Raw genomic sequence first — 8,915 nt, forward strand, 5'->3', positions numbered from 1 at the left:
CCACCCCCCGGGAGCAGGCGCTCGCCGCCACCTGGCTGGCCCGCCGCCCCGAGCCGTGGACGGTCGAGATGAACGTGGGCTACGCCATCACCCACACGGTCTTCCACCTCACCGACTGGGGCGAGAACCCCGCCGGGCTCCCCGAGGAGATCGCGGACTACCTGGCGCTCTGGCTGCCGGCCTGGATCGACGACTGGCTGGAGATCGGCCACTGGGACCTGCTCGGCGAGTTCCTGGTCGTGGACGCCTGCCTGCCCACGCCGACGCTCGACCCGCACGCCTGGCGCGCGTTCGCCGACGCGCAGCTCCCCGACGGCGCGATGCCGGCCCAGCGCGGCGTGGTCCCCGACGGCAGCCCGGACGACGTCTTCGACGCGCTGTACCACCCGACCCTGGTGGCCGCCTTCGCCTCCGTGCTGGCCACCTCCCGGGCCATGGGCGACCTGCGCGCCCCCGCCGGCAGCACCGCATGAGCCCAGCGGCGACCGAGGGCGAGGTCCGCGCCCGGCTCGCGGAGACCCTCGCCCTGGCGGACGCGCCCGACGCGATCCTGGGCTACTCCCGGCGCGGCGAACGCGTCGTGCTCTCCGGCGGCACGGCCGAACCCCCCGCGCAGCCCAGGGAGAAGCTGCGGTACGAGATCGGTTCGGCGGCCAAGACCTACAACGCGCTGCTCCTCGCCGACCTCGTCCACAGCGGCGAGCTCCGCTGGAACGACCGCGCCGCCGACCTGCTGTCGCCCCGGCACCCGACCGGCGGTCAGCGGGCGACGCTGACGCACCTGGTCACCCACACCTCGGGACTGCCCCGGCTGCCCGCCGACTTCTACCGGCAGGCGGTACCGCGCTGGACGACCAACCCCTACGCCGGGTACCCGGCCGAACGGGTCGTCGCCGCGTTCCTGCGGCCCGTCCGACGGCCCCGCCACCGGCCCGGGACCCGCTGGCGGTACTCCAACTTCGGCGCCGCCGTCCTGGGGCACACGATGGCCGCGCACAGCGGGCTGCCCTGGGAGGAACTCCTCGACCGCCGCGTGCTGCGGCCCCTCGGCCTCGCGGACACCGCGACCGCACCCGGCGACCCGGGGACCGACGCCACGGGGCACCGGCGCGACGGCACCACCGAGGTACCCGCGCTGGAGATGGGCGGCTTCCAGGCCGCCGGTGCCGTCCGTGCCACCCCGGACGACCTGCTGACCTTTCTGGAGGCGCAGCTCCGGCCGGAGGAGACCCCGCTCGCCGCGGCGCTGCGCGCCCTGCGGCGCCCGGTGCTGCGTCGCGGCATCGGGCACCGGCACACGCACACCCTGACCTGGTTCCACCACCCCGGCAGCCGCGGCCCGGTCCTCTTCCACGCCGGTGCGACGTCAGGGCAGCAGGCGTTGCTGGCGTTCCGGCCGGAGACGGACACGGCCCTGGTGGCGCTGACCACGCGCCGTTTCCGCGTCGGTGACCCGTTCCCGGCCGCCGTCCACGCCCTGCTCGACGACCTGCCCTGACCCACGCCAGGCGGGAGGCTGCGGCGAACGCCTTCACGCCGCGCACCGCCAACAGCCGGAGCACGCCCGGCCACGCGGGGAGGGCTGTCCGCGTCAGCGGGGAGGGCTGCCTGCGACGAGGGGGATACGGCAGACGAGTCGGCTGTACGCCGGGTTCTGTACCCCGGGGTCTCGCGACCATCGGGGTGACGGCCATCCATCTAGGGCTGCCGTTGCCGACAGCCTCCAGCGGTCTACCCGCGGACTCGGGCGGGCAGCCCTCGAACGTCCGCGCAGAGCCGCCGCCTTCCCGGGGGAAGGAAACGGCCCCTCTTGACCTTGCTCCAGGTGAGGTTTACCAAGCCGCCCAGGTCACCCTGGGCGCTGGTGGTCTCTTACACCACCGTTTCACCCTTACCGGGTGCCTCTCGGCCCCGGCGGTCTGTTTTCTGTGGCACTGTCTCGCGGGTCACCCCGGGTGGCCGTTAGCCACCACCCTGCCCTGTGGAGCCCGGACGTTCCTCGGCGGGACCGAAGTCCCGACGCGACCGTCCGCACGACTCGTCTGCCGTGTCCGCCATACTACCGGCCGTGGTGCCGGCCGTCTCCGCCGCCCGGCGCGGGCCCGTACGCTGGCTGACCGGCCGCGACCCGTCGTGCCACGACCACCGAGAGGACCCGACACCGTGCTGGTACTGCTGCCGCCGTCCGAGGGCAAGGCCGAGGGAACGGACGGCCCCGCGCTGGAGCTCGCGCGGCTGTCGCTGCCGGAGCTGACCCCAGCCCGCGAGATGGTGCTGACCGAACTGGCCGAGCTGTGCGCGGCCGACGAGGTCAAGGCCCGGGAGATCCTCGGCCTGAGCGAACGGCAGACCGGCGAGGTGGCCCGGAACGCCGTGCTCCGCACCGCGCCGACCCTGCCGGCCGGTCAGCTGTACACCGGCGTGCTGTACGACGCGCTGGGCCTCGGCACGCTCGGGGGCACCGCCCGTGAGCGTGCCGAGCGGGCGCTGCTGGTCTTCTCCGGCCTCTGGGGTGCGCTGCGGGTCGGCGACCCGGTGCCCGCCTACCGCTGCTCCGGGGGTGTGCGGCTGCCCGCGCTCGGCCCGCTGGCCCGGCACTGGCGTGAACCGCTCGGCAAGGCCCTCCCGGAGGCCGCCGAGGGGCGGCTCGTCCTCGATCTGCGTTCCACCGCCTACGCGGGGATGTGGAAGCCCGACCCGCGGACCGCGCGCCGGACCACGACGGTCCGGGTGCTGCAGTCGCGGACCGTGAACGGCGTGGAGAAGCGCAGCGTGGTGAGCCACTTCAACAAGGCGACCAAGGGCCGTATCGTCCGCGCCCTGCTGGAGTCCGGGGCCGAGCCCACCACCCCCGACGAACTGACGGGAGTGCTCAGGGATCTCGGCTACCACGTGGAGGGCGAGAACGCGGCACGGCTGGACGTGGTGGTCACCGAGGTCTGACGCCGCACGGCGCCGCGCCCGCTGCCCACACCCGCTGCCCGCGCCCGCCTCAGCGCCACTCGGCACGGTCCTTACCCCAGCGGGTCGGGCCGGCCGCCCAGTCACGCGGAGCGCCCCGGTACCCGACCGGGGGCAGGGCGTGCGTCAGCGGCCCGTACCCCGAACCGGTCTCCGCCAGCCATGGCTCCGGCCGGTACCGCGAGCCACCCTCACCGGCTCCGGCCGGCGCCGCCGGCACCCCGGCCAGCAGCCAGCCCGCGGTAGCCGCCAGCGAGAACCGCAGGTGGCGCCCGCCCCGTGCCGCGCGCTCCGCGAGCGCCCGCAGTACCCCGGCCGCCAGCAGGTAGCCCGTGCCGTGGTCCAGCGCCTGCGCGGGCAGCACCCCGGGCCTGCCGTCCTCCCCCGCTTCGATCGCCGCGATCCCGGTGGCCGCCTGGACCAGGCTGTCGAAGCCCCGACGCGGCGCCCACGGGCCGCTCCAGCCCCAGGCGCACAGCTGGGCGACGATGAGCCCGGGGCGTCGGTCGAGGAGCGACTCGGGCCCGAGCCCGAACCGGCCCAGCGCGCCGGGCCGGTAGCCCGTGACCACCACGTCCGCCGTCTCCAGCAGTTCGTCGAGGACGCGACGGCCGCCGGATGAGGCGAGGTCGAGCCGGGTGGAGCGCTTCCCCGTCCCGGTGTCGGCGTGGGCGCTGTCGCTCTCCGGCAGGCCGGGGGCGTCCACCCGGAGGACGTCCGCACCGAGCAGCGCCAGCGTCCGGGTGGCCACCGGGCCCGCGATCACCCGGGTGAGGTCGAGGACGCGCACCCCGGCGGCCGGTCCCGAGGAGGCGGCGGGGAGCGGCGGGGCCGGACGGTCCGTCACCCGTGGCGTCTCCACCAGGGGCAGCCCCACCGCGCGCGGTCCCGCGTCCACGGCGCTCGCCGGAGCCGCGGCAGTCGCCACGGCGAGACCGCCCGCCGCGTACACGGTCTCCTGGACCTCGTGCGCGGAGCGCTCCGCCAGCACCGCGGCGAGTCGCGGCGCGATCACCCTCGCGTCCCACTCCGTCGTCACCCCGTCCGCCGCTCCCCGCGCCGCCTCCCCGTCCGTCGCCGCGCTCCGCGTCGTGACCCCGAGGGAGCGCAGGAGGCGGGACCGGTGGTGGGGGTAGTTGGCGTGGGTGCGCACCCAGCCGTCGGCGGTCCGCCAGAAGCCGGAGAGCGGCGCGAACGCGACCGGGGCGCGGCCGTCGATCCGCAGGTGCCGTTCGCTGACGAAGGCCGTGGCGACGGATGCCTCCCGCACCATCACCTCCGGCGCCGGGACACCGTTCCGTTCGGCCAGCAGGTCGGCGGCGGCCAGCGAACAGACGCCCACCGTCGCCCGCGCCATTTCCAGCACCGGCAGCCGTGCGGGCAGCGCCCCCGGCGCGGGCTCGTACCGCACCGCACCCGCCCGGCCCGGCTCGCCGCCGAGCGCCGCCCACGCCTGCTCGGTGGCGCCGTCCTCGCTCCGCGTCATACCGCCATGGTGGTCGACAGCGGCGGAGCGCACCACGGCACGCCTCGGCCACGCGACGCGCGGCACGTCCCGGACTCATCCGGCCGCCGGCGCGTAGGAGTACCGCACCCGCGTGAGGACGACGCCGTCCGTCACCACCGACACCGTCCGCTCCAGGCCGCCTTCGGACGGCGCCAGCCGATCGGTGATCACGGTGTCGCCGTCGTCCAGCCGCTCCGGGACGAGCCGACCCTCGACATTGCCACGCGCCCACGGAACCGGACGGCTCAGCAACAGGAACGCGCCCGCCGCGGTGAGTTCCACCCGGCCGCCGAACGGCACCGCCGCCGGTTCCAGCACCCCCTCATCGGTGAACCAGGGGACCGGCGCCGACCCGGTCTCGTGGAAGGCCAGCTCCGTTGTCACCACCAGCGTCAGCCCGCCGACCGCCACCGGCTCCGGCCGCTCGCCCGGCAGTTCCCCGGCCAGCCAGCGCCGGACCACCTCCGTCAGCGGCAGTCGCACCCCCGCCACCACCGCGGCGGGGCCCTCGTCCCGAGCCAGGTCGTCCGGGGTGTCGGCGATCTCGACCGGCACCTCCTCCTCCACCGCTCCGACCAGTACCCAGCGCCCCACCAGCGCGCCGCCGTCCACCGCTTCCGTCGCCATCTGCCGCTCCCCTCGCCCGTCGCCAGTCGCCGGTCGTCCCGCCGCCGCACGGATGCGCCGACGAGCCGACCTGAACATTCGGTGACGACAGTACCCCCGACCACTGACAGAGAGTCACCGAACGGGTCGCATCCGGTGCTCCGGTGCGGTGGCGCAAGAGTGGTCACCGGACGTTGCGACGAGCGCAACGCCTGTTGCACACCGCGGCGGTGCCGGGCAGGCTGCCGACCATGGACGATGTCACCTCACGCCCGGCCGACGACCACGCGCTGCTCGCGGCCGGCGTGATCCCGGTGGTCACGGTGGATACGGCGAGTGACGCGGTGCCCCTCGCGCGGGCGCTGGTCGCGGGCGGGCTGCCGGTGATCGAGGTGACGCTCCGTACCACCGCGGCGCGGGAGGCGATCACCCGGATCGCCGCGGAGGTGCCGGAGGCGGTGGTCGGGGCGGGCACCGTGCGCGGCGCCGCCGACGTGACCGCGGCGGTCGCCGCCGGCGCACGGTTCCTGGTCGGCCCGGGCAGCACGCCCTCGATGCTCGGGGCGCTGCTGGACTCGGGGCTGCCCGCCCTGCCGGGTGTCGCCACCCCGTCCGAGGTGATGGCGCTGCTGGAGGCGGGCGTCAGCCGGATGAAGTTCTTCCCCGCCGAGGCCGGCGGCGGCACCGCCTGGCTGCGCGCCGTCGGCGGACCACTGCCCGAGGCACGGTTCTGCGCCACCGGCGGGATCAGCGCCACCAGCGCCGCCGACTACCTGCGGCTGCCCAACGTGACGGCTGTCGGGGGCGGTTGGATGGCGCCGCGCGACGCGGTCGCCGCCGGGGACTGGGGACGGATCACCGACCTCTCCCGGACGGCGGCGGAGACGGCCCGCGCCGCGACCGCCACCGCCGACAGCCCCGGCGCCGGGTGAACCGCGCCGGCGCCGGGGCAAACCGCCCGGCGGTCAGCGCAGATGCGCCGTGTCGTTGAACAGCCGCATGCTGGCCGCACCGTCCGCGTAGTACGCGACGGCGGAGAGCGACGCGGCCGACAGCTCCATCCGGAACAGCGCGTCGGGTGGCGCCCCCAGCGCCAGCCGCACCAGCGACTTGATCGGCGTGACGTGACTGACCACCAGGACCGTCCGGCCCGCGAACCGCGCGATCATCCGGTCCCGGGCGACGGCGGTCCGCCGGGAGACCGCCGCGAAACTCTCGCCGCCGCCGGTCGGTTCGGCCTTCGGTGAGCGGAGCCAGGCCGCCAGATCCTCCGGGTGACGCTCACGGACCTCCGCGAAGGAGAGGCCCTCCCACGCGCCGAAATCGGTCTCCCGCAGATCGTCCTCGATCCGCGGCTTCAGCCCCAGGGCGTCGGCCACGGTCCCGGCGGTCTGGCGGCAGCGCAGCGCCGGAGAGGTGACGACCGCCTGCACCGTGCCGCGCGCGGCGAGATGGGCGGCGGCCGCCGCGGCCTGCCTGCGGCCCGCCTCGGAGAGTTCGGGGTCGGCACCGCTGCCCGAGAACCGCTTCTGCGGAGTCAGGGCCGTCTCCCCGTGGCGCAGGAGGACGAAGGTGGTCGCGGTGCCCTGGTCGGCTCCCCAGCCGGCGGCGGGCGGCGCGGTGGTGCTCGCCTCGGTCGTCCCGGTCGCCCCAGCCGTCCCGGCCCTCTCGTCCGAGCCCGCTGCTTCGGCGGGTTCGGCGGGATCGCCTGCCGGGCCGGCTGAACGCGCCGGTGCCGCGAGCTGGGCGGTGGAGTTGCCCGGGCTCCAGCTCTCGCCGCGTTTGGCCGCGTCCATCGCCTCGTTGGCGAGCCGGTCCGCGTGCCCGTTCTCGGCGCGGGGGATCCACTCGTAGCGCACCGCCCCCGGCGGGAAGATCTCCCGGGCCTCGGCGGCGAGCGGGCGCATGTCGGGGTGCTTGATCTTCCAGCGGCCGGACATCTGCTCGACGACCAGCTTGGAGTCCATGCGGACGCGGACTGTGGCGTCGGGCGCCAGTTCCCGTGCCGCGCGCAGACCGGCGATCAGCCCCCGGTACTCGGCGACGTTGTTGGTGGCCCGGCCGATGGCCTCGGCCCTCTCCGCGAGCACCTCACCGCTGGCGGCGTCCAGGACCAGAGCACCGTAGCCCGCCGGTCCCGGATTGCCCCGGGAACCGCCGTCCGCCTCGACGATCAGCCGGCGTGAGCCAGCGCTCACAGCCCGGACTCGGGAGTCCGGACCAGGATCCGGCGGCAGTTCTCGCACCGGACGACGGCGTCGGACGCCGCCGCCCGCACCTCGTTGACCTCGGTGATGTTGAGCTCCAGCCGGCAGCCCTCGCAGCGCTTCTGGTAGAGCTTCGCCGCGCCGACGCCGCCGTGCTGGGCGCGCAGCTTGTCATAGAGGGCGAGCAGGGCCTCGGGGATGGTCCGGGCGACCGCGTCCCGCTCACGGCGGGCCTTCTCGGCGTCGGCGTCGATCTCGGTCGTGGCGGCGTCGCGGCGCTTGGTCAGTTCGACGCCGGTCTTCTCCAGTCCCTCGACGGCGGAGGCCATCTCGGCGGCGCGCTCGGTCGCGGCCTCGTGGCGCTCCATGATCTCCAGGACCACGTTCTCCAGGTTGTCCTGGCGCTTGGCCAGCGAGGCGATCTCGCTCTGCAGCGACTCCAGGTCCTTGGGGCTGGTGACCATGCCGGAGTCCAGCCGCTGCTGGTCGCGCTCGGCCCGGCGACGGACCTGGTCGACGTCCTGCTCGGCCTTGGTCTGTTCGCGGGCGGTGTCGCCGACCTCGGTCTCGGCCGCGACGAGGAAGTCGCGCTGCTGGTCGAGCTGGTTGGTGAGCTTGCGGAGTTCCGCGTGCTCGGGCAGGTTGGCGCGACGGTGGTCGAGCTGGGCGAGCCGGGTGTCCAGCTCCTGGACGTCGAGCAGACGGATCTGGTCGGCGGGCGCGGCGTTCAGTTGGGGGCTCCTGAGGTCATCGTCGATGCGTCGTGGGCGGCGGGCGCCGACGGCGCGTGGGTGGTCCACGGGTCGGTGACCCGGCGGGAGACATGGGTGCGCAGCGCCCAGCCGTGCCGGTCGGAGACGGCGTCGAGCTGGGCGGCGGCCTGTTCGCACCAGGGCCACTCGGTGGCCCAGTGCGCGGCGTCGACCAGGGCGGGGCCCGTGCCGCCGAAGACGGCTGCCTCGGCCGCCTCGGAGGCGGGGTGGTGGCGGAGGTCGGCGGTGACGTAGGCGTCGACCCCGGCCGCGCGGACGCGGTCGAAGAGGCTGTCACCGGAGCCGCCGCAGACCGCGACCGTGCGGATCGTGCGGTCCGGGTCGCCGGTGGCGCGCACACCCTGGGCGGTCGCGGGCAGCGCGGCGGCCGCCTGCCGGACGAACTCCCGCAGCGGGAGCGGCTGTCGCAGCTCGGCGATCCGGCCGAGGCCGCGGCGGCCGGCCGGATCGGCGGCGTCGGGGACGAGCGGGCCGACCACGCGCAGGCCGAGCGCGCCGGCCAGGGCGTCGGAGACACCGGGATCGGCACGGTCGGCGTTGGTGTGGGCGACGTGCAGCGCGACACCGGAGCGGATCAGGTCGTGCACCACCCGTCCCTTGAAGGAGTCGGCGGCCACGGTGGTGGTGCCGCGCAGGTAGAGGGGGTGGTGCGTGACGAGCAGCTGGGCACCGAGCGCGATCGCCTCTTCCGCGACCTCGGCGACGGGGTCGACGGCGAACAGCACCCGCTCGACCGGGGCGGCCGGGTCTCCGCAGACAGGCCCTACGGCGTCCCAGTCCTCGGCGGTCTCGCGCGGCCAGAGGGCGTCGAGGGCACTGATCACTTCGGCGAGTACGGGCACCCGTCCAGGCTACCTGCCC

At 75.5% G+C, this 8,915-nt stretch carries 9 protein-coding genes and 1 other RNA gene; 4 read left to right on the forward strand and 6 right to left on the reverse strand.

Features of this window, described 5'->3' with window-relative positions; genetic code table 11:
• Together E0D90_RS20090 and E0D90_RS20095 are read left to right on the forward strand one after the other, a co-directional pair.
• The coding region (locus tag E0D90_RS20090) for a DUF6895 family protein (RefSeq protein ID WP_438827421.1) at nucleotides 1-473 on the forward strand (473 nt) is incomplete at its 5' end.
• Complete coding sequence (locus E0D90_RS20095; RefSeq protein ID WP_103528073.1) at nucleotides 470-1,498, forward strand: serine hydrolase domain-containing protein; 1,029 nt, start codon at nucleotides 470-472, stop codon at nucleotides 1,496-1,498. The genes E0D90_RS20090 and E0D90_RS20095, both read left to right, overlap by 4 nt.
• 130 nt (nucleotides 1,499-1,628) lie before the next feature.
• Here the strand turns inward: E0D90_RS20095 and rnpB are convergent.
• Nucleotides 1,629-2,041: RNase P RNA component class A (gene rnpB / locus E0D90_RS20100), an RNA gene on the reverse strand.
• Nucleotides 2,042-2,163: 122 nt separating this feature from the next.
• Here rnpB and yaaA point away from each other — a divergent pair.
• Nucleotides 2,164-2,943 (forward strand): peroxide stress protein YaaA, encoded by a 780-nt coding sequence (gene yaaA, locus E0D90_RS20105; protein WP_130799519.1) that lies wholly within the window; start codon nucleotides 2,164-2,166, stop codon nucleotides 2,941-2,943.
• A 49-nt stretch (nucleotides 2,944-2,992) separates the two neighbouring features.
• Here the strand turns inward: yaaA and E0D90_RS20110 are convergent, their stop codons facing one another.
• A complete protein-coding gene (locus tag E0D90_RS20110; protein ID WP_130799520.1) occupies nucleotides 2,993-4,447 on the reverse strand; it encodes a CoA transferase in 1,455 nt (484 codons plus the stop codon).
• Between the two features lie 75 nt (nucleotides 4,448-4,522).
• Nucleotides 4,523-5,095, reverse strand: a complete 573-nt coding sequence (locus E0D90_RS20115; protein ID WP_130799521.1) for a hypothetical protein — start codon at nucleotides 5,093-5,095, stop codon at nucleotides 4,523-4,525.
• A 230-nt stretch (nucleotides 5,096-5,325) separates the two neighbouring features.
• Between E0D90_RS20115 and eda the strand changes: the two genes are divergently transcribed.
• Entirely contained in the window at nucleotides 5,326-6,006 is a 681-nt protein-coding gene (gene eda / locus E0D90_RS20120) for a bifunctional 4-hydroxy-2-oxoglutarate aldolase/2-dehydro-3-deoxy-phosphogluconate aldolase (protein ID WP_130799522.1), read from the forward strand.
• Between the two features lie 33 nt (nucleotides 6,007-6,039).
• On the opposite strand, the gene E0D90_RS20125 is transcribed toward eda, so the two are convergent.
• The 3 genes from E0D90_RS20125 to E0D90_RS20135 are packed head-to-tail and all read right to left on the reverse strand — an operon-like array spanning nucleotide 6,040 to nucleotide 8,896.
• Nucleotides 6,040-7,272 carry a bifunctional RNase H/acid phosphatase gene (locus E0D90_RS20125; protein ID WP_130799523.1) on the reverse strand — a complete coding sequence of 411 codons (1,233 nt, stop codon included), beginning with the start codon at nucleotides 7,270-7,272 and terminating at the stop codon, nucleotides 6,040-6,042.
• Nucleotides 7,269-8,012, reverse strand: coding sequence for a zinc ribbon domain-containing protein (locus E0D90_RS27510; RefSeq protein ID WP_181008725.1), 744 nt, complete (start codon nucleotides 8,010-8,012; stop codon nucleotides 7,269-7,271). The genes E0D90_RS20125 and E0D90_RS27510 overlap by 4 nt, the downstream gene beginning before the upstream one ends.
• Entirely contained in the window at nucleotides 8,009-8,896 is an 888-nt protein-coding gene (locus E0D90_RS20135; protein ID WP_103500775.1) for a Nif3-like dinuclear metal center hexameric protein, read from the reverse strand. The genes E0D90_RS27510 and E0D90_RS20135 overlap by 4 nt, the downstream gene beginning before the upstream one ends.
• Between the last annotated feature and the right edge of the window lie 19 nt (nucleotides 8,897-8,915).

Origin of the sequence: Streptomyces otsuchiensis, assembly GCF_004305975.1 — a bacterium.
GTDB classification, from domain to species: Bacteria; Actinomycetota; Actinomycetes; order Streptomycetales; family Streptomycetaceae; genus Streptomyces; species Streptomyces otsuchiensis.